15 protein-coding genes are annotated in these 20,295 nt (G+C 66.7%); 12 read left to right on the forward strand and 3 right to left on the reverse strand.

Annotated elements, in window-relative coordinates:
- Positions 1–7 precede the first annotated feature (7 nt).
- Positions 8–1,867, reverse strand: coding sequence for a LysR family transcriptional regulator (locus tag EP380_RS02295; RefSeq protein ID WP_420845829.1), 1,860 nt, complete (start codon positions 1,865–1,867; stop codon positions 8–10).
- A gap of 502 nt (positions 1,868–2,369) precedes the next feature.
- Between EP380_RS02295 and EP380_RS02305 the strand changes: the two genes are divergently transcribed.
- The 4 genes from EP380_RS02305 to EP380_RS02320 all read left to right on the forward strand — a co-directional run bounded on the left by EP380_RS02305 (position 2,370) and on the right by EP380_RS02320 (position 6,298).
- The gene (locus EP380_RS02305; RefSeq protein ID WP_127596160.1) at positions 2,370–3,245 is read left to right on the forward strand and encodes an aldose 1-epimerase family protein; all 876 of its coding nucleotides are present in this window, start codon (positions 2,370–2,372) and stop codon (positions 3,243–3,245) included.
- A 55-nt stretch (positions 3,246–3,300) separates the two neighbouring features.
- A complete protein-coding gene (locus EP380_RS02310) occupies positions 3,301–3,972 on the forward strand; it encodes an SDR family oxidoreductase (protein ID WP_127596164.1) in 672 nt (223 codons plus the stop codon).
- Positions 3,966–5,171, forward strand: a complete 1,206-nt coding sequence (locus EP380_RS02315) for an amidohydrolase/deacetylase family metallohydrolase (RefSeq protein WP_127596167.1) — start codon at positions 3,966–3,968, stop codon at positions 5,169–5,171. The genes EP380_RS02310 and EP380_RS02315 overlap by 7 nt, the downstream gene beginning before the upstream one ends.
- 89 nt (positions 5,172–5,260) lie before the next feature.
- Entirely contained in the window at positions 5,261–6,298 is a 1,038-nt protein-coding gene (locus EP380_RS02320; RefSeq protein ID WP_127596170.1) for a Gfo/Idh/MocA family protein, read from the forward strand.
- Positions 6,299–6,323: 25 nt separating this feature from the next.
- Here EP380_RS02320 and pdxR read toward each other — a convergent pair whose 3' ends face one another.
- Positions 6,324–7,838 (reverse strand): MocR-like pyridoxine biosynthesis transcription factor PdxR, encoded by a 1,515-nt coding sequence (gene pdxR / locus EP380_RS02325; RefSeq protein WP_164749722.1) that lies wholly within the window; start codon positions 7,836–7,838, stop codon positions 6,324–6,326.
- A 135-nt stretch (positions 7,839–7,973) separates the two neighbouring features.
- On the opposite strand from pdxR, the gene EP380_RS02330 reads away from it, so the two are divergent.
- The 8 genes from EP380_RS02330 (at position 7,974) to EP380_RS02365 (ending at position 18,926) form a co-directional block, all read left to right on the forward strand.
- Positions 7,974–9,548 (forward strand): ABC transporter substrate-binding protein, encoded by a 1,575-nt coding sequence (locus EP380_RS02330; RefSeq protein WP_127596776.1) that lies wholly within the window; start codon positions 7,974–7,976, stop codon positions 9,546–9,548.
- A 6-nt stretch (positions 9,549–9,554) separates the two neighbouring features.
- A complete protein-coding gene (locus EP380_RS02335; protein WP_127596176.1) occupies positions 9,555–10,532 on the forward strand; it encodes an ABC transporter permease in 978 nt (325 codons plus the stop codon).
- On the forward strand, positions 10,529–11,371 hold the full coding sequence (locus EP380_RS02340) for an ABC transporter permease (protein WP_420845830.1): 843 nt from the start codon (positions 10,529–10,531) through the stop codon (positions 11,369–11,371). The genes EP380_RS02335 and EP380_RS02340 overlap by 4 nt, the downstream gene beginning before the upstream one ends.
- Positions 11,368–13,014, forward strand: a complete 1,647-nt coding sequence (locus EP380_RS02345; protein WP_127596182.1) for an ABC transporter ATP-binding protein — start codon at positions 11,368–11,370, stop codon at positions 13,012–13,014. The genes EP380_RS02340 and EP380_RS02345 overlap by 4 nt, the downstream gene beginning before the upstream one ends.
- A gap of 13 nt (positions 13,015–13,027) precedes the next feature.
- Positions 13,028–14,713 (forward strand): thiamine pyrophosphate-binding protein, encoded by a 1,686-nt coding sequence (locus tag EP380_RS02350; protein ID WP_127596185.1) that lies wholly within the window; start codon positions 13,028–13,030, stop codon positions 14,711–14,713.
- Between the two features lie 22 nt (positions 14,714–14,735).
- Entirely contained in the window at positions 14,736–15,038 is a 303-nt protein-coding gene (locus tag EP380_RS02355) for a N,N-dimethylformamidase alpha subunit family protein (RefSeq protein WP_106571357.1), read from the forward strand.
- Positions 15,035–17,284, forward strand: a complete 2,250-nt coding sequence (locus EP380_RS02360; protein WP_127596189.1) for a N,N-dimethylformamidase beta subunit family domain-containing protein — start codon at positions 15,035–15,037, stop codon at positions 17,282–17,284. The genes EP380_RS02355 and EP380_RS02360 overlap by 4 nt, the downstream gene beginning before the upstream one ends.
- Positions 17,285–17,423: 139 nt before the next feature.
- Complete coding sequence (locus EP380_RS02365) at positions 17,424–18,926, forward strand: aldehyde dehydrogenase family protein (protein WP_127596192.1); 1,503 nt, start codon at positions 17,424–17,426, stop codon at positions 18,924–18,926.
- Here EP380_RS02365 and EP380_RS02370 read toward each other — a convergent pair.
- On the reverse strand, positions 18,923–20,044 hold the full coding sequence (locus EP380_RS02370) for a mandelate racemase/muconate lactonizing enzyme family protein (RefSeq protein ID WP_127596196.1): 1,122 nt from the start codon (positions 20,042–20,044) through the stop codon (positions 18,923–18,925). The two genes, EP380_RS02365 and EP380_RS02370, sit on opposite strands and share 4 nt — an antisense overlap.
- Between the last annotated feature and the right edge of the window lie 251 nt (positions 20,045–20,295).

Consider the following 20,295-nt stretch of genomic DNA (forward strand, 5'->3'; position numbering starts at 1 on the left):
GCGCCGCCTATGCCAGGTGGCGCCTGAGCGTGTCCACCAGGGCGCGCTCGATCTCCGTCAGGCTGCGCGACGTCGAAAAGATGATCGACAGCCGGCGGTGGATCGCCGGCTCGACGATGGTGTTGATCTGGAAGGCGCCTTCGGCCACGAACGGCTGGACCGTCGTTTCCGGCATAACCGTCACCAGCGGCATGCGGCGCACCAGCGCCAGCACCACGGCGAGTGAATTGACCTCGATGCGCGGCACGATGGAAACGCGGGCTTCCTCGGCGGCCCTGTTGATCAGTTGCCGAAGGCCGAACGTGTCGCTCGGCAGCACCAGGGGCAGGTCCGCAAGCCGCGCAAGCGGCACATCTCCGGGCGCGAGCATGGCGCGGCCGGATTTCGAGACGACCACCAGCCGGTCCTGGCTGTTCAGATCGAGCTGAACCGAGCGCGACACGTGCGCCTCGACCAGGCCGAGGCTGATCTGGCCGTTCTCGACCCAGCGGTGCAGCACCGTCGCCGCCGCCTCGACCACGTGCAGCTTGACGTCGGGATACGCCGTGGTCCAGTCCTCGAGCGCACCGGCGATGGCTTTCACCAGCGTGCCGCGATGGTTGAGAAGCGGAACCACGCCGACGGTCAGCCTGCGGCCCTGTTGCGAGGCCTGGCGGCGCGCCTCCACCGTCACGTTGCTGCAAAGCTCGACGGCTTCCTCGATCAGCGGCGCGAGGGCTTCGGCCTGCGGAGTCGGCTTCAGGCCGGTGCGCTGGCGCTCGAACAGCGGTCGGCCGATCATTGCCTCGAGTTTGCGCAACTGATTGGACAGCGCCGGCTGGACGACGTTCAGCTTGCGTGCGGCGGCGGTCATGTTCATCTGGTCGAAGAGAACCAGGAAGTAGCGCATTTGCCGCAGCGTGATGTGCGGGTCGTAGACGACCGGGCGGTCGGGCTCCTTGAGGATGCGCTTCAGGTGCTCGACATAGGCCTGACCAAGTTCGCTGCCGTCGTGAACGCTGGCCGCGACCGGGCTGACGAGTTCACGCGGCAGGCTGACATGGTCGAGTTGCAGGCGCGACAGTCCCCCGGCGACAAGACTGCGCGGCGCAAGCAGCGCGAATGGGCGGGCATCGCGCGAAAGCGTGGGAAAGGTCCCCACGTCCTCCTCCACGATTACCGGTTCGGGCAGGTTGTGACGGGCGCAATAGGCGCGCGCATGCCGCGTCTGCGCCGGCAGCAATGGCGGCAGCAAAAGGCGCAGGTTTCGCAAAGTGTCGAAATCGATCACGCGGCCCTGTTCCAGGCTGCGATCGAAATTGGTGATCGCGATCCAGTCGTCCTGAAACAGCAGATCGTCCGGATCCGCCTCGTCCACATATTCCAGCGTCACGCGTTCGACCGGGGCCGAGCGGCCGGGAATGGGCAAAGCCAGGTCGCCGTCCTCGGCCAGCCAGTTGGTTCGGAATTGAACCCGGGCGAGCGCTTGAGGGTGTGTTTTTCCCAGATCCCGCACGGCTTGGCTCGCGGCGCGCGAGAGACGCCCGAGCATGAATTGCAGCGGCGTGGTGATTTCCAGGCGCTTGAAGCGCACGTCGCGGACCCGGTCCGCTCCCGCCTCGAGGGTTTCGATCCGTTGCAGCGCCACCTCGACGCGCTGGTAGAGCCAGCGCGCAGCCTCGCTCGGATAGTGCCCGAGCGGCCCGCGCTGGAACAGCTTGATGCCCAGCTCCTCCTCGAGCAGCCGCAGGTTTTCGCTCAGCGCCGAGGCGGAAATCCCGGCATGCGCGGCGGCCTCGGCATGGTTCTTGTGCTGGCACGCGACGAGGAAATAGGAGAGCTGGCGTGTCTCTATCGTTTTGCTCCCGATATCTGTGATACCACGAATTCACCAACATAACCGGCGGCCTGACTGGAGCCGGTCCAGTCGATTAGGCCAGCCGGCCGGCGGGAGCAAGCCAAAGCCGACTCTGCGTCGGCGAACGTGCAAGCCATTGCTCGTTCGCACTCGCTCCCTGTTGAACGGAGCCGTCTTAGGCCGCCGGCCCAAGCCTTGTCTTATTGTGGTCCGTTTGCCGGTGGTGCGCAAATCCAGGTTCGTGGCGGTCTCGGCGTTTGCCCACCGACGTGTCGTCGAGGCCTGTGTCCGGTGGCAAGAATGTTGAGATTGGACCTGTCGTTTCGCTCGAAACCGGCTCTGTCCGCAGGCCGCATCATCGGGTATCTGCTGGACTGTCCGGTCCGCGACCTTATCGGAGTTCAGGCGGGCGTCGGTCGAGACAGCAGGAAGGTGGCATGTCCGCAAAGCAAGGAATGCGCGCGCCGGGGCTTGAACTGCCGCGTCGCGTCCTGCTGGCTGCAGTTGGCGGCCTGACTGTCCGGGTGAGACGGTGAGCGAAGAGGCGGTTCTGCGGAGCGGGACGAGCCGCCTGCGCATACGCCGTTGTGGCGCGGAGGTCGTTGCATGGCGTGTGGGCCCGGCTGAGCTCGTGTGGTCCGCAGGGCCGCAATGGCCGCGGTCGAGCCCGCTGCTGTTTCCGGTCGTCGGCCGGGTCAAGGACGGCATGATCAGGGTCGATGGCCGCCGCTATCCCATGCCCACGCACGGTTTTGCGGCCGGCCAGGATTTCGTGCCGGTCGAACGCACCGAAACGACGCTTCGGCTAAGGTTGCGCGACAATGACGAGACCCGCGCCGCCTATCCGTTCGCGTTCTGCCTGGAGGTGTTCTATCGCCTCGGCGAACGGGCGGTCGAGGCCGTCTTTACGCTGACCAACCCGGGTTCGGGCCCGCTGCCCTATGCGCTCGGCCTGCATCCCGGCTTTCGCTGGCCCTTCGCCGACGGCGAACCCGAAGACTATCGCATCCTGTTCGAGAGCGCTGAGCAGGCCTCGGTGCCGGTGATCGACCCGGACGGGCTGTTTACCGAGGCGCGCCGCGCGCTCCCGCTCGAGGGGCGCGACCTGCCGCTGGCCGGCGATCTGATGGCGCGCGAGGCTTTGTGTTTTCTCGACGCCCGCAGCCGAGGCCTGCGTTTCGTCTCGCCCGGCGGTGCGGCGATCGCGGTCGAGACGGAGGGGTTTGCCCATTTCGCGCTGTGGGCCCGCCCGCCGGCCCGGTTCCTGTGCATCGAAGCCTGGACCGGTCACGGCGATCCGAGCGGTTTTGCCGGCGAACTGGTGGAAAAACCCTCGATGGTTTTCCTCGCCCCGGGTGGGGACGCGCGTCACATCATGCGCTGGCGTTTCGAGGCGGGGTCGGCGTGACCGGAGCGCGAAACGAAAAGCAAGCGGGCCGAAGCGGCCCGACGGGAGGACGGACATGCCGACGGTCTTGATTACCGGCTGCGACACCGGGCTCGGGCGCGAGTTTGCCCGCCAATATGCGCGCGATGGCTGGGCGGTGATCGCCACCCATCGCGATCCGGCCAACGCCATTGGCGCTGAGCCGTCGATCCGCAACCACGCGCTCGACGTGACCGATCCGGCCCAGTTCGCCGCTCTGAAGCGCGAACTCGGCGACGAACCGGTCGATCTTTTGATCTCCAATGCCGGCGTGGGGCTTGATACGGGCCGTCTCGGCAGCCTCGATTTCGACTATGTGCGTCGGATGTACGAGGTCAACACGATCGGGCCGTTGCGGCTTGTCGAAACCTTCGTCGACAATGTCGCGGCCAGCACGCAGCGCCGCGTGGCCGTCATCACCAGCCGGATGGGGTCGATCGGCCTCAACCTGTCGGGCGGGCATTACGGCTACCGGGCCAGCAAGGCCGGCCTCAACGCCTTGACCCGCAGTCTTGCGGTCGACCTGTTCGCCCGCGGCATCACCATGCTGCTCATTCATCCGGGCTGGGTCGACACGGCCGGCGGCGGCGGAGGCGGCGCGTTGTCGGTCGACGTCAGCGTGACCTCCATGCGCGGCGTGATCGGTCGGCTCGGCAATCACGAAACCGGCCAGTTCTTGTCCTATGACGGCACGCCGCTGCAATGGTGAGCGAGGCACCGCCGCACGATCTGCTTCTGACCGGCGCAAGGCTGGTCGATCCGCGCAACGGCATAGACGGGGTGCGCGACATCGCGATCTCCGATGGCAGGGTCGCGGCGGTCGCAGCCAGCCTCGATCCGGGGTCCGCGCGCGCGGTTCGCGATCTGCGCGGCCTCCTCGTGACGCCGGGACTGATCGACCTGCACACCCATATCTACCACCGGGCCACCTCCTACGGGGTCGCGCCCGATCCGGTCGCCGAGCGGTCGGCCGTGACCTGCATGGTCGATGCCGGCAGCGCCGGCGCCGGCAATTTCGCCGGGCTCAGGGACTTCGTCATCACGCCTTCGCGCTCGCGCATCCTGGCGTTCCTCAACATTTCCTTTCCCGGCATCTTCGCGTTCGACAGAGGCTTGATGTTCGGCGAGGCGAGCCTTTCCGAACTGCTTTCAGTCGAGCGCTGCGTGGCGGTTGTTGGTGAAAATCGCGACGTCGTCGTCGGCATCAAGGTGCGCCTCGGCGCCGGCACGTCGGGCCGGATCGGCCTCGAGGCGCTGGAGCGGGCTCTCGAGGCGGCGCGGCAGACCGGCCTGCCGGTGATGACCCATGTCGGCAAGCCGCCGCCCGGCTATGACGAGATCCTGGCCCGGTTGCGGCCGGGGGACATCCTTACCCATTGCTTCCGACCGGCGCCCAACGCGCCGGTCGACGATGCCGGCCGTCTCTTGCCGGCGCTGCTGGAGGCCCGGCGGCGCGGTGTGCTGTTCGATATCGGCCACGGCATGGGCGCCTTCGGCTTTTCCAGCGCCGAGGCGGCGATCATGCACGATTTCGCGCCCGATATCGTCTCCAGCGACGTGCATATGTTGTGCGTGGACGGCCCGGCCTTCGATCTCCTGCACACGATGAGCAAGCTGGCGACCTGCGGCGTCGGCCTGTCGGATGTGATCGCCATGGCGACCGACGCGCCGGCGAAAGCCATGCGGCGCCCGGATCTCGGTCATCTCTCGGTCGGCGCGCCGGCCGACATCAGCCTGCTCGAGACGGTCGAGGCGCGCTATCCCTTCGTCGACGTGGCCGGCGTGGAGCGCGAGGGGGCGATGCTCTTTCGCCCACGCGGCCTGCTGCGCGCCGGTCAATTCTGCGAGCCCGTCCCGCGCTTGTGGGAGACGCCGTATTATCGAGATGGAGTGTTGCACGATCACTGACACGGTCGCGCGGCGGCCCGGCGGTCGCCCTTGTCGCTGCCGGCTTACCCGCAAAGCCTTGCCACACACGCAAAACGAAAGGCCAGTCCATGACCACAAATGTCACGCGCGTCGCCCTTGCCGGTTTCGGAGCATGGGGGCAGATGCATGCCAAGGCGCTGTCGGCGATCGCCGATGCCGAGATCGTCGCCCTTTATTGCCATGGCGAGAATTCGGCCAGGGCGGCCGCCGACAAGCTGCCTGACGTGCCACGCTACACCGACTACGACGCCATGCTTTCGGCCGGCGGGTTCGACGTTGTCGACATCACCGTGCCCAACCATGTTCACAGCCGTTTCGCCACCGCCGCGCTCGACGCCGGCGCCAACGTGTTCCTGGAAAAGCCGCTCGGCCTGACGCTCGACCAGTGCGACGAGATCATCGCCGCCAGCGCGCGCAGCGGCGGCCTGGTGGCCGTCAATCACGAATTGCGGGTGTCGCGCCAATGGGGCGCCATGCGCGACATCGTCGCTTCGGGCGATCTCGGCAAGGTGCGCTATCAGCATTTGTCGCTGTTCAGACACAAATTCCGCCAGGGTTCCGGCGGCTGGCGCTACGATCCCGAGAAGGTCGGCTCCTGGGTTCTGGAGGAGCTGGTTCATTTCTTCGATCTGGTGATGTGGTACGCGGCTGAAAACGGCAAGCCGGCCCGGGTGCGGGCGATCGGCAATGGCGGCGAAAGCGGGTTGGTGCGCAATTTCGCCACCACGCTGGAATGGGAGGACGGGTCGATGGCCCTGCTCAGCCAGTGCCTGTCCGGCTTCGAGCATCACACGCTGCTGGAGGTCGCCGGCGAGGCGGGCGCGGCCCGCACCTGGTGGTCGGGCGCGATGGACCGCACCGAACATCCCGATTTCCTTTTGAAGGTGCAGCGGCGGGGCGGCGAGCCGGAAGAGGTGGCGATCCCGCAGTCGGGCGAGGTCTTCGAACTGGAGGAAAATCTGCGCCGCGCCTTTGCCGGCTTTCGCGAGGGCCGATCGGTCTTTTCGCCCGTCGAGGCCAGACTCGCCGTCGAGATCTGTCTGGCCGCCGAGGCCGCCTTTCGCAGCGGCGGGACGGTCGAGATCCCCGCATCATCCGCGCAGTAGCGGATCGGCAGGGCCGTTGGGCGCTTCAGCCGGCGGCCGGCCGCTCGTTGCGGTAGTCCTCCATGATCGCGGCCAGCCGCGCCGCCGCGTTTTTCATCTCCACGGCGGTGAAATTGCCGAAGCCGAGAAGCAGCGCCGGCGGCAGCGTGCGGTCCACGGTCAGTCGCGACAGAGGCGTCATTTCAAGGCCGGCTGCCGCCGAACGTCTTGCGATTTCGGCATCGTCCCAGCCGTCCGGCAGCCAGCCGAGCATTTGCAGCCCCGTGTCGGACGGTCGTAACCGCAGATGATCGGGAATGGCCTGGCGGAAGGTCTCCATCAGCACCGTCCGTCGCTCGGCGTAGAGCCGGCGCATGCGCGCGATATGGCGCGCGAGATGGCCTTCGGTCATGAATTTCTCGACCAGCACCTGTTCGAAGGTCGGCGACTGCCGGCCGGCGACGATACGGGCGTTGACGAACAGGTCGACATAGGGTTTCGGCACGACGAGATAGGCGAGCCGCAATCCGGGAAACAGCACCTTGGAAAACGTTCCGATATAGACGACCCGCACGCCGCCATCGAGTCCCTGGAGCGACCGCACCGGGCGACCGCGATAGCGGAATTCGCTGTCGTAGTCGTCCTCGATGATCCAGCCATCGTGCCGGCGGGCCCATTCGATCAACGCCAGCCGGCGCGCCAGAGACAAGGTGGCGCCGAGCGGGAATTGCGAGGACGGGCACACGACCGCTAGGCGGGCGTCGGGATGAAGCCGCATGCCGGTCTCCACGTCGATGCCGTCGGCGTCGACCGGCACGGCGCCGATCGTCGCCCCGGCGGCCAGCAGCGCGGCAACGGAGCCGGGAAAGCCCGGATCCTCGCACCACACCTTGTCGCCGGGGTCGAGCAGCAGGCGTGCGGCGAGATCGAGCCCCTGTTGCGCGCCGGCCACGATCACCACCTGCTCGGGCGTGCAGGTGACGCCGCGGCTGATCATCAGGTAGCGTGCGATCGCCTCGCGCAGCGGTCCGTACCCGGCCGGCTCGGTTTCGCCCAGAAGGTAGCCGGCGCCAACGCCGCTTTCCGACAGGAGCGACTTCATCAGCCGGCGCCACAGCGCCACCGGAAAGGCGTCGACGGCCGGCATGTTGATCCTGAAGGGAACCGGTTTTTGCGGGATGCGCAGCGACCGCGCGACAACGGAAAACCGTTCCGCGCGCCGTGCCAGCCGCGCGGCGGCGGTCTCCTCGTCCTGCGGCACGCGCAGCCGGCCGCCGCTGCCGGCGTCGGGCAGTTGCGAGGAGACGAAGGTGCCCGAGCCGTGACGCGTCTCGATGAAGCCCTCGACGGCGAGTTGTTCGAATGCCCAGGTCGCGGTGTTGCGGGCAACGCCAAGCGTCTTTGCCAGTTCGCGCGTCGAGGGCAGCCTGTCGCCCGGACGCAACTGGCCGTCGAGGATCGCCGTTGCGAAACGCTCGTAAACCCGGCGCTGCAGGGGAATGGACGGGTCGCTTTCGATCGCCCGGAAAATGCCTCCCGATTTCTCCTCGTCGGCGTCCATCGGACTGCTCCCTTTCATTTTCCCGGAGTGGCCCCATGACAATAGCCGGCAATGGCTCTTTCTCAAGGACACTTGTTGCTCGATAGTCACTGCAATGCGTGAGTGAGGGAGAACGTCATGCGAAGAAGAACCACAATGGGATTGATAGGCCGCCTGATGGCGGTCGTGTTTGCGCTGGCCCTTGCCGGGGCAGGTGCTGCGCGCGCCGAGCCGCAACAAGGAGGAACGCTGAACTCGACGCTCTGGCCGGAACCGCCGGGCATCGTCATCGGCATCCACCTCAACGCGCCGACGCTGCTGCCGTCGAGCAAGATTTTCGAAGGGCTGCTCACCTACGATTTCGCGCTGTCGCCGCAGCCCATGCTGGCCGAGAGCTGGGAGGTCAGCGAAGACGGGCTGACCTATACGTTCAAGCTGCGCCAGGGCGTGAAATGGCACGATGGCGAGGATTTCAACGCTGAGGACGTGGTCTATTCGCTGACGAAGTTCATTCCCGAAGTTCATCCGCGCTCGCGCCCGACCTTCGCGCGCACGAAAGTGACCGCGCCGGACGACCACACCGTGGTGCTGACGCTCGAAGAGCCCTACGGACCGCTAATCCGCAGCTTCGACGTGATCGGCGCGCCGATCGTTCCCGAGCATGTCTATAACGGCTCCGACATTCGCGAGAATCCGGCCAACCGGGCGCCGATCGGCACCGGGCCGTTCAAGTTCTCGGAATGGGCGAGCGGCGAATATATCCACCTGGTGCGCAACGACGCCTACTGGCTGGACGGCCGTCCCTATCTCGACGAGATCTACTACCGCTTCATCCCCGACAGCGCCTCGCGCGCCCTGGCGCTGGAAACGGATCAGGTCCATCTCGCGACCCAGAACGATATCGAACTCGTCGATGTCGCGCGGCTTGCCGCCATGCCCCACCTGGAGATGACCACGAAGGGCTGGGAATGGGGCGCGCCGATCTCCTGGCTGGAAATGAACCTGCGGCGCGAGCCGTTCAACGACGTGCGGTTCCGCAAGGCGGTCATGCACGCGCTCAACCGCGAATTCATCCGCGACAGCATCTTCTTCGGCCTGGCCGCCATTCCCACGGGGCCGATCCATTCCTCTTCGCCGTTCTACACGGACGATGTACCCACCTATGAATACGATCCGGAAAAGGCCAAGGCGCTTCTCGACGAGATGGGACTGGAAGCCGACGCCGACGGCGTGCGCGCCAAGATCGGCCTGCTCGGCCTGCCCTATGGCGAGCTGTGGGACCGGCTGTCGCAATATATTCGCCAGGCGCTCGGCGAGGTCGGCGTCGAGGTGACGATCGAGACGTCCGACGTGGCCGGCTGGGGCAGCCGCATCTCCAATTGGGACGTCGACATGTCGACCACCTATCTCACGACCCTGTCGGACCCTGCCCTGGGCGTGGCGCGAAGCTACATCACTGAAAACCAGCGCAAGGGTGTCCTGTTCACCAACACCTCCGGCTACACCAACCCCGAGGTGGACCGCTTGTTCGCCGAGGCGGCCAGCGAGCCCAACGAGGACAAGCGGCGCGAGCTGTATCATCAGGTCCAGAAGATCGTGGCCGACGAAGTCGCGCTGGCCTGGCTGGTGGAGTTGCAATGGCCGACCATTCACAGCGCCAAGCTGAAGAATGTGGTGCGCAACGGGCTCGGTCCGAACGACAATTTCGCCGAAGCCTATTTCGAGGAATAGGCAGAGATGCCGCAACTGGGCTTCGTCCTGCAATGGGTGGTGAAGGCGCTCGCCGTGGTGCTCGCCATCACCATTCTCAACTTCTTCCTCATCCGTCTTGCTCCCGGCGATCCCGCCGTGGTCATGGCGGGTGAGGCGGGAGCCGCAGACCAGCAATTTCTCGATCAGGTCCGTCGCGATTTCGGTCTCGACCAGCCGCTGGCCGTGCAGCTCGCAACCTACGTCAAAAACGTGCTGACCCTCGATCTCGGCCAAAGCTTCCGCACCGGACGACCGGTCGCCGACATGATTTTCGAACGTCTTCCCGCCACGCTGCTTCTCACCGGCACGGCCTATGTCTTCGCGCTGATCGTCGGCCCGCTGCTCGGCGCGATCGCGGCGATGCGCCCACGATCGGTGTTCGACAGTCTTTTGATGGTGGTGGCGCTGGTCTTCTACGCCACCCCGATCTTCTGGGTCGGCCTGCTGTTGATCCTGGTGTTTTCGGTCCAGCTCGGCTGGCTGCCGCCCTTCGGCATGCAAAGCATGATCCCGGTCAAGGGTGCCCTAGCCGGCACGCTCGACGTCATCCGGCATCTGATCCTGCCGGCCGTCACGCTCGGCCTGTTTTACATCGCCGTCTATGTCCGTCTCACCAGGGCCTCGATGCTGGAAACCGCCACCCTCGACTACGTCAAGACCGCGCGGGCCAAGGGCCTGCCGGAATGGCGCGTCGCCACCGCCCACATTCTGCGCACCGCGCTCATTCCCATCATCACCTTCGCCGGCCTGCAGGCGGGCCATCTCGTCGGCGGCGCGATCGTGGTCGAGACTGTGTTCGCCTGGCCGGGTATCGGCCGGCTGGCCTTCGATGCGTTGTTCCAGCGCGACTACAACCTGCTGCTCGGCGTCTTTTTGATCTCGGCGCTGATGGTGGTGTTCTTCAACATGGTGACGGATATCGTTCTGCGGATCGCCGATCCGCGCATAGCGGGGCGGGCCTGATGGAGTTCCTGAAGCGTTTCGCCGAAAACCGCGGCGCGGTCGTCGGCGCGATCGCACTGGCGCTGATCGTCGTCATGGCCATCACCGCGCCGCTGATCGTTCCCATAGACCCGATGTCGACCCGTGGCCGGCCGCTGCTGCCGCCCGGCGGCGAGTTCGCCTTCGGCACCGACATGCTCGGTCGCGACGTGCTGGCCGGCATCGTACACGGCGCGCGCATCTCCTTGATGATCGGGCTGATATCGACCGTCATCGCGGCGGCGATCGGGGTTTCCGTCGGGGCGATCGCCGGCTTCTTCGGCGGCTGGATCGACGACCTTCTGGTACGCATCACGGAATTCTTCCAGACCATTCCGAGTTTCATCTTCGCGATCCTGCTCGTCGCCATCATGACGCCGGGGCTGGCCTCGATCGTCACCGCGATCGCCGTCGTCACCTGGCCGCCGATCGCCCGCCTGGCGCGTTCGGAATTCATGGGCCTGCGCCGGCGCGAATTCGTCGAGGCGGCCGTTCTGTCGGGCGTGTCGCGCTTCCGCATCATCGTGTCCGAGGTGCTGCCCAACGCGGTCTCGCCGTTGATCGTCATGGGGTCCTTGATGATCGCCACCGCCATCCTCACCGAATCCGCCCTGAGCTTCCTTGGGTTGGGCGATCCCAACCGCATCTCGTGGGGCTACATGATCGGCGCCGCGCGCACCGTGTTCCGCCAGGCCTGGTGGCTGTCGGTGTTTCCCGGGCTGGCGATCGCGGTCACCGTGCTTGCCATCAATCTCGTCGGCGAGGGGCTCAACGACGCGCTCAATCCGCATCTCAAGGGTCGGGTCAGGATCCAGACATGAACCCCCGTGTTGTCGCCGAACCGCTCGTCGCGATCGAGAACCTGACCGTGCGCCTGCCCGAGGGCGGCGACCGGCTCAAGGCCGTCGACGGCATCGATCTCGACATCGCCCCCGGCCGCATCCTGTGCGTTGTCGGCGAATCCGGCTCCGGCAAGTCGATGACGGCGCACGCCATCATGGGACTGGTGCCCAAGCCGCTGGTCTCTTCCGGAACGATCCGCTTCGACGGCGAAAACCTGATCGGGCTTGCCGCCGAAAAACACCGCGCTATCCGCGGTCGCCGCATCGGCATGATCTTCCAGGAGCCGATGGCCGCGCTCAACCCGGTGATGCGTGTCGGCCGCCAGATCGAGGAGGTGTTTCGCTTCCACGGCGTGCCCGGTCCCTATGACGAGCGTGTCGTCAAACTGCTGGACGCCATGGGGCTTCCCGAGCCCGAATTGCTGCGCCAGGCCTTCCCGTTCAGCCTTTCGGGCGGCCAGCGCCAGCGCGTCATGATCGCCATGGCGCTCGCCCTCGATCCGGAACTGCTGATCGCCGACGAACCGACCACGGCGCTCGACGTCACCACGCAGAAACAGATCCTGGCCCTGCTCAAGCGCGCCCAGGCCGAGCGCGGCATGGGCATCGTGCTGATCACCCATGATTTCGGCGTCGTGGCCGAGATCGGCGACGAGGTCGCCGTCATGCAGCACGGCAGGATCGTGGAACGTGGGACGGTGGCCGAGGTGTTGGGCAATCCCAGCCACGACTATACCCGCACCCTGCTTGCGGCGGTTCCCAAGCTGGCAAAGCGCCCGGCCGTCGACAAGACCGGCGGCGAGCCGCTCCTGTCGGCCAAAGGCGTGACCAAGACCTATTCCAGCCGCACCGGCTTGTTCGGTCCGCGCCGCACGGTGGAGGCGGTGCGCGACGCAGGCTTCAGCCTGGCGCGCGGTCAAACGCTTGGCATCGTCGGCGAATCGGGGTCCGGAAAATCGACCCTGGCGCGTATCATCGTGCGGCTTCTGACCGCCGATGCCGGCGATGTGCGCCTCGCCGGCGTGGAGCGCAATCTGCTCGATCTCGGCAGCCGCGACCTGGCGCCGCTGCGCCGCCGCGTGCAGATGGTCTTCCAGGACCCGTTCGCCTCGCTCAATCCGCGCCGCACCGTCTTCGAGATCGTTGCCCAGGGATTGCTTGCCCACGGCATGTCGCGCGCCGATGCGCGGCGGCGTGTCGCCGAGTTGCTTGAACTGGTCGCGCTCGATCCGGCTTCGGCCCTGCGCTATCCGAACGCCTTTTCCGGCGGTCAAAGACAGCGCATCGGCATTGCCCGGGCGCTCGCGCTGGAGCCGGACGTGATCGTCGCCGACGAACCCGTTTCCGCGCTGGACGTGTCGATCCAGGCGCGGGTGCTCGACCTTCTCGCCGACCTGCAGCGCCGGCTCAGCCTGGGCATGTTGTTCATCACCCACGATCTGCGGGTCGCCGCCCAGGTCTGCGACCACGTCGCCGTCATGCAGCGCGGCCGGATCGTGGAAATGGGCCCCTCGGCCGACGTGTTGTTCAGGCCCACCCAAGATTACACCAAGCTCCTGATCGACTCCATTCCGGGACGTGGCGCGTTCGCCGCACCGGAAGCGGGTCCGACCGCAAACTGAACGAGGATAAGACATGGAAAAGAAGACTGTCTGGCAGGCGGTTGCCGAAGCCCTCGATGCCGAGGGCACCGACTATGTGTTCGGGCTGCCGGGCAATCCCAAGCACCTCGTCTACGACCTGACCGAACGCACCCCGATCAAGTTCGTGCTGGTGCGCGACGAAAAATCGGCGGTTTCCTGCGCCTATGCCTATGCGCGGCTGAAAAGGCGGCCGGGCATCGTCTTTTCCAATCCCGGACCCGGCATCACCACGCTGGTGACCGGCATGCTCGAGGCGACTTCCGGATCGCTGCCGGTGATCGCCATCGTCAACGGCGTGGTCGAAAACCATGACGGCATGGGCGCTTTCCAGGAACTGGACGCCGTGTCGCTGATGCGTCCGGTAACGAAATGGGCCGTCAGGGTGACCGATGTAAGCAAGATCCCGTGGATCATGGAGCGCGCCTTCGCCGTCGCCATGAACGGCCGCCCGGGCGCGGTCTTCATCGAGGTGCCCTCGGATCTGGCCGACGTCGCCGCAGAGATGGCCGCCTATCGTCCCGGCATGCGCCGGCATTTGTCCAGGCCCGACGCCGACGCCGTTTCGGCCGCCGCCGCCGCCATCGCCGAGGCAGAGCGTCCGCTTCTCGTCTGCGGGTCGGGCGCGGTGTTTTCCGGTGCCGCCGACGCGGTCGCGGAACTGGCCGACCGTGTCGGCATGCCTGTCCTGACTACACCAGGCGGGCGCGGCATCTATCCCGAAGACGGCCCTTATGCGCTTGGCCAGACGGGCCTCTACTTCACCGAAGCCGGCAAGCGCTGGTGGGACGAAGCCGATCTGATCGTGTCGGTCGGCTCGCGCCTGGAAGCGTTTTCCACCAATAGTTGGCAGTTCTGGCCGTCCGACGCGCGTTTCGTCCAGATCGACATCGATCCCGAGACGATCGGCATGAACATGCGTCCCGACATCGCGCTGGTCGGCGATGCCCGGCTGTCGCTGCGCGACATCTTGGCCGCGTTGCCGGACATCGATGCCGACGAGCGCGCCGCGCGCCGCGAGGCCGTCGAGGCGCTGCGCGAGGACTATCGACCCAAGCTCGAGGCCGCCAACACCGACAATTCCACGCCGATCCGCGTGCCGCGCGTGCTCGACGCTGTCAATCGCATCTTCGGCCGCGACACGATCCTGATGAAGGAGAACGGCGGCGCCGATCTGTGGTGTTATTATTGGCCGCATTATCGCGTTCTCGACGTCGACGACTGCGTACCGATGGGCGAGCAGACGGCGATGAGCATGGGCATCATCGGTGCGATCGGCGCCAAGCTCGCCAAGCCGGACAAGAAGATCGTCTGCTTCGCCGGCGACGGCGCCATGCAGATGTCGCTGGCCGAACTGGCGACGGCGGCCGAGCTCAAATGCGGCATCACCTGGGTGGTGCTCAACAACCACGCCTTCGGCTGGGTCCAATACAACCAGCTTCTCGGACAAAAGCCCTTCGTGGCCACCGGCTTCGAGGTCAACAGCGACTTCGCGCAGATCGCCAGGGCGCAGTCCTGCCTCGGCATCAAGGTCGAGCGTGCCGACCAGATCGACGCCGCGGTGGCCGAAGCGCTGAAGGCGAATGCCGAGGGCGTGCCGGCGCTGATCGACGTGGCGATCGAACCGCATCATTATCACGAGCATTTCGAGCGGGTGCACCGCGCCCGCTTCGATCACTGATCCAATACGAAAGGAAAAATGCGTGACGACGTTCGATGGCGGGCAGGCTGTGCCACGGGATCTCTTGGAGGAGTTTTTGGCCGCGCCGTACGGCGACCACGGTCCCGCTCTGCAGCGGCTCTTGCTCAAGCTGCGCAGCCTGCCGGCGGAGGGCAAGCACGTTCTGGTCGAGGTGGTTCCGTTCAGGCAATGGCGGCTGGCGCGACTGCGCGGCCGTGGCCAGCCGGTCGAACTGCTCGACGAGGTGTTCGACACGCTTGAAGATGCCGAGCGCCATGTCTTCCGCCTGCGCTGCGCGATGTTGGAAAGCGGTGCCGCGTCATGAGGCTGGCACCTGATTTCGGCATCGTCGGCTACACGCCGCGCTGGCAATACCGTCCCGGCGAGACGGTAGCGCTACACCTGTCAAGCGATGAGGTCGGGAAGGCCGATATACGGCTGCACCGGTTTCGCGCTCTGCGCCCCCATGGCGAGGAGCTCGAACTCGACGCCGACCCGGTCGATCATCCGGCTCTGAGTTGCATGGTCGCACCGCAACGCACCTTGATCGGCTCGTGGTTCGAGGCCCGGCTCGACGCCGGTCTGCTCGCCGACGGTTTCACGCTTGCTCTTCTGGCCATGCCGACGGTCTTCTCGCCGGGCGGTTCCTGTCTGGCGTCGCTGGCGCTCGGCGAATGCGTGATGACGGCGCTGATCGACGCTGAGGGTCGGCCCATGTTGATGGCCGAGGCGCCGGCGACAGAACCGCGTCGTGCCGAGGCGCCGTTCCGGCTGCGTGCCGGCGCATGGGTTGCAATGGTTTTGAGCCGGGACGGTCCTGGCGGCGATCTCGTGCTCACCGTTCGCGACGATGGCAGGGACAGAACTTTCCGCCTTCCGGTTCCCGTACGCACCGGGTCGGGAGAGGCCGTTCTGCGGCTCGCCTCCGGCGCGCCGTCGTCCAGCCTGTCCGCGATCCGTTTCGATGGCCGGCTCGAGGCGCCGGTTTTGTGGGCCGGAGCGGTGGACACGCAAGCGGCGCTGCAACGCCTCGATGCGTTTGCCGACGGCGGGGAAGCGCGCGATCCAGGCCTCGTCGCCGCCTGGGATTTCAGCCGCGCTATCGACAGCGCGCGCGCCGAGGATGTCGGTCCGCGATCGCTGCACGGCCGCCTCGTCAACCTACCCACGCGGGCGGTCAAGGGCACGCGCTGGTCCGGTGGGGAGCAAAGCTTCCGCCACGCCCCGCGCGACTACGCCGCCATCCATTTCCACAGCGACGATCTCGCCGACGCGGGCTGGCCGGTCGTGGCCGAACTCGCCCTGCCGGAGGATTTGGCGAGTGGGGTCTATCTGATCGAGATCAGCGGCCAGGCCGGGCGCGACGCGCTGCCGATCCTCGTGCGTCCGCACGCGCCCGGGGCCGATCTCGCCTTCCTCGCCTCCACCTTCACATGGCTTGCCTACGCCAATGACCGCTGCCTGCTGCATGGCGCCAATCCGGAAATGTTCGCCAGTCGCCTGCTGGTGTTGACCGCCGGCGATTGCGCGCTCGCCGCGCATCCCGAATACGGGTTGTCGCTCTACGACACCCATGCCGACGGCAGCGGCGTGTCCTATGCCTCGCGCCGGCGGCCTTGCCTGACCCTGCGCCACACCCAGCGCGCCTGGCAGGGCGGGCTCGGCAGCGGCCTTTGGAATTTTAGCGCCGACCTTTTGATCTTGTCCTGGCTCGACCGGGAAGGGTTTGCCTTCGACATCGTCACCGACGACGATCTCGATCGCGAGGGGGCGTCGGCGTTGCGGCCTTATCGCTGCGTGATCACCGGGTCGCATCCCGAATATCACACCACCGCCAGCCACGACGCGCTGGGCGGATTTCTCGATGGCGGCGGCCGGCTGATCTATCTGGGCGGCAACGGGTTTTACTGGCGCGTCTCCACCCATCCCGATCATCCCGAGACGATCGAATTGCGGCGCGCTGAGGACGGCAACCGCAGTTGGGCCTCCGAACCCGGCGAATACTACCACGCTTTCGACGGCGCCTATGGCGGGCTGTGGCGACGCAACGGCCGCCCGCCGCAGAAGCTCGCCGGCACCGGCTATACGGGGCAGGGGTTCTACCGTTCCCATCCCTACCGGCTTTCGGCCGACGCTGCCGACCCGCGCCTTGCCTTCCTGTTCGACGGGGTGGCGGTCGCGGACGGGCTGATCGGCGATTTCGGGCTCAGCGGCGGCGGCGCGGCCGGCATCGAGATCGACCGCGCCGACACCGCCTTGGGCACGCCGGCGCACGCGCTCGTCGTCGCCACCTCGGAGCGGCTCGACGACAGCTACGTGCTCGCCAACGAGGAAGTGCTGGTCAACCGGCCGACGGTCACCGGCGATATGAGCCCGATCCTGCGCGCCGACATGGTGTTCTTCGAGACCCAGGCTGGCGGCGCGGTCTGGTCGACGGGCTCCGTCGCCTGGGCCGGCGCGCTGGCAGAGCCGCGATCCGGCAATGAGATCGCCGCGATCACCCGAAACGTCCTGACGCGATTTCTCGCGCCCGTCCCCTTCGCCTTGCCGGGGGCGGAACCGGGCGACTGATTCCGGTCGTCCTCCCTGTGAGCATGATCCCGGAACGGACCGGTTTCCGGCAAGGGTCGTGCTCGACCACGGCTGGGTCGCGACGGTGCTTTTTGAAAAGGCGCTGCCCTGGCCCTGCGCAGCAACGGAGCATCCTGTAATGGATATCGCCACGCCGAACGACTACCGCGCCATCGCCGCCGGTCTCGCCTTCCCGTCAGAAGCCTTCATCAACGGCCGCTTCGTCGCGGCCCGCTCGGGCGCGCGGTTTACCAATCTCAACCCGGCGACGGCCGCCATCCTGGGCGAGGTCGCGGCCTGCGACGAAGACGATGTCGATGCCGCCGTTGCCGCCGCGCGCCGTGCCTTTGATGCCGGCGCCTGGTCTCGCGCCGCGCCCGAGGCGCGCAAGGACGTGCTTTTGCGGCTGGCCGCGCTTTTGCGCGAACACGCCGTGGAACTCGCGGTGATGGAAAGCCTCGATTCGGGCAAGACCATCACCGACTGCCTCAACGAGGTCGGGCACGAAGTGCCGAATTTCTTTCAGTGGTACGGCGAGTTGATCGACAAGAGTTTCGGCAAGGTTGCGCCGACGGACGAGAGCGCGCTGGCGCTGATCGTGCACGAGCCGGTCGGCGTCGCGGGTCTGGTCCTGCCGTGGAATTTCCCGCTCTTGATGGCGGCCTGGAAACTAGCGCCGGCACTTGCCGCGGGCTGCAGCGTCGTCGTCAAGCCGGCCGAGCAGACGCCGCTGACCGTGTTGCGCCTGGCCGAGCTTGCCGCGCAAGCCGGCCTGCCGGACGGCGTGCTCAACGTTGTGCCGGGTTTCGGCGAGACCGCAGGCCAGGCCATCGGCCGGCACCGGGATATCGACGTGGTGTCGTTTACCGGCTCGACCGAGGTCGGCGCCCTGTTCCTGAAATATGCCAGCGAAAGCAACCTCAAGCCGGTCGGCCTGGAAATGGGCGGCAAAAGTCCTTTCATCGTGCTCGATGATGCCCCGATCGACGACGCGCTGGTGTCCAACGCGGTATCGGCGGCGCTATGGAACGGCGGCCAGAACTGCTCGGCCAATATGCGCCAGTTCGTGCCGCGCGCGCGCAAGGACGAGTTCCTCGACAAGGTGCTGGCCAGGGTCGCGGCCCTCACGGTCGGCGACCCGCTCGACCCCGCGACCGAGATGGGCGCGATGGTGAGCGCGGACCATCAGCGTCGCGTGCTGGGCTACATCGAGGCGGGCATCGGCGAGGGCGCGCGTGTCGTTGCCGGTGGTGGCGCGCTCGAGGGCCATGACGGTTATTTCGTCAAGCCGACCGTGTTCGACGACGTCGTCCACGGCATGACGATAGCCACCGAGGAGATTTTTGGCCCGGTGCTGGGCGTGATCGCGTTTTCGGAGCCGGAGGAGGCGCTGCGCATGGCTTCCGATTCCGTCTACGGTCTGCACGCCACCGTGTTCACGCGCGACATCGACCGCGCCCTGCATTTCGCCCGGCGGCTGCCGTGCGGAACCGTGTCGATCAACCGGTTCTCGGAAGGCGACATCAAGACGCCTTTCGGTGGCTACAAGCGGTCCGGCTCGCTGGCGCGCGACAACGGTACCGAGGCGATCGCGCAATATCAGCAAACCAAGACGATCTGGATCGGCGGCCCGGAGGGTTAGGAAAACAGCGCGTCGGGCGCAATCCCGATCCCCGGCAGGTCGGATAGCCGCAGACGCCCGTCATGCGGGCGCAACACGGCGCCGGCCAGCTCGTCGCGCAGGGGATTGGGGTTCACGTCGATCTCCAGCATGCCGTCGCCGCCCTGGGCGGCGAGCAGGTGGGCGGAGGCGGCCAGGCCGATGCCGCCGCCCAGGAAATGCGGACAGTAGACCGTCCCAGTGCCGGTCGCCGCAGCCGCGACCTCATAGCACCCCGACACGCCGCCCCATTTGGCGACGTCGGGCTGTATGAACGCCAACACGCCGCCGTGCATCATCGCGTCGAATTCGGCGCGGGCGTTGAGGTTTTCTCCCGCCGCGATCGGAATCGGCGAGCGGGCGGCCAGGTCGGACCATTCCCGAAGCGGCCGGTCGGCCCGCAGGGGCTCCTCGATCCATGTCAAGTCGAAGCCGGCATAGTCCGCGACCCTGGCGACGGCCTCTTCGAGCGTCCATCCCTGGTTGGCGTCGGCCATCAGCCTCGACTGCGGGCCGATCGCCTCGCGGATCGCGGTGAGCGACGTCAAATCGGTGTCGCGGTCGAAGCCGACCTTGACCTTGAAGGCCGCGTGTCCGCCTTCGCGGGCGTGTTCCGCGGTGGCGCCCGGCGTCTCGGGCCCGATCCCGCTGGCATAGGCCGCGATATCGCCGGACGCGGCGGGGTTGAGGTAGCGGAACAGGGGCAGGCCGGCGCGCCGCGCCGCCAGGTCATAGATCGCCGCGTCGAGTCCGGCCGCGACCTGGCGCAGCGGACCCCATTCGCCGCTTTGCAGGGCAAGCACGTGCAGCCTGTCCATCAGCCTGTCGAACGGCGCGGTCTTTCCGTCCGGCCCCATCTCGATGAGAGCCGGCCCGACAATTTCCTCGACGAGGCGCTTGCGGTGCTCGGCCGCCACCGTGGGGAAGTTGCACCATATCTCGCCATAGCCGCGGCGGCCGTGGTCATCGCGAACGCGCAGGAAGACGGCGGGCCGGTCGCGCATCGTTCCGAACGAGGTCCTGACCGGGACCGGAATCGGCGCGCGCAGGACGACGGCCTCGACGGATGCGATCCGGAAGTCGGGAATGGAAGGTTCCATGGTTCCTCCGTCAAGGCGGGCGTGATGCCGGTCGCCATACGCGGTCAAACAATCAGACTTGGCGTATATTTTCAAGATGTGGAACAAGATGCCGTATGTTGAAAATATGCTTGAGGTCACCGGATGGCTGTTGTAGGGTCGGCCAGGAAGTCGGTGCTGCCGCGGTGCCGGACTTCGGAGCAAGCTGGCCCTTCGCGCGACAATGGCGTGCCGGAGGCGTCCGATCAACGCGGCATCTCGTGTGGGGCTCT

This window comes from Nitratireductor alexandrii (assembly GCF_004000215.1).
GTDB lineage: Bacteria > Pseudomonadota > Alphaproteobacteria > Rhizobiales > Rhizobiaceae > Mangrovimarina > Mangrovimarina alexandrii.

Excerpts from the sequence above, each read along its gene's own strand:
- EP380_RS02320 (WP_127596170.1), top strand. The coding sequence starts at position 5,261 with ATGACCACAAATGTCACGCGCGTCGCCCTTGCCGGTTTCGGAGCATGG.
- EP380_RS02310 (WP_127596164.1), top strand. The coding sequence starts at position 3,301 with ATGCCGACGGTCTTGATTACCGGCTGCGACACCGGGCTCGGGCGCGAG.
- EP380_RS02330 (WP_127596776.1), top strand. The coding sequence starts at position 7,974 with ATGGGATTGATAGGCCGCCTGATGGCGGTCGTGTTTGCGCTGGCCCTT.
- EP380_RS02350 (WP_127596185.1), top strand. The coding sequence starts at position 13,028 with ATGGAAAAGAAGACTGTCTGGCAGGCGGTTGCCGAAGCCCTCGATGCC.
- EP380_RS02315 (WP_127596167.1), top strand. The coding sequence starts at position 3,966 with ATGGTGAGCGAGGCACCGCCGCACGATCTGCTTCTGACCGGCGCAAGG.
- EP380_RS02335 (WP_127596176.1), top strand. The coding sequence starts at position 9,555 with ATGCCGCAACTGGGCTTCGTCCTGCAATGGGTGGTGAAGGCGCTCGCC.
- EP380_RS02345 (WP_127596182.1), top strand. The coding sequence starts at position 11,368 with ATGAACCCCCGTGTTGTCGCCGAACCGCTCGTCGCGATCGAGAACCTG.
- EP380_RS02370 (WP_127596196.1), bottom strand. The coding sequence starts at position 20,044 with ATGGAACCTTCCATTCCCGACTTCCGGATCGCATCCGTCGAGGCCGTC.
- pdxR (WP_164749722.1), bottom strand. The coding sequence starts at position 7,838 with ATGGACGCCGACGAGGAGAAATCGGGAGGCATTTTCCGGGCGATCGAA.
- EP380_RS02360 (WP_127596189.1), top strand. The coding sequence starts at position 15,035 with ATGAGGCTGGCACCTGATTTCGGCATCGTCGGCTACACGCCGCGCTGG.
- EP380_RS02365 (WP_127596192.1), top strand. The coding sequence starts at position 17,424 with ATGGATATCGCCACGCCGAACGACTACCGCGCCATCGCCGCCGGTCTC.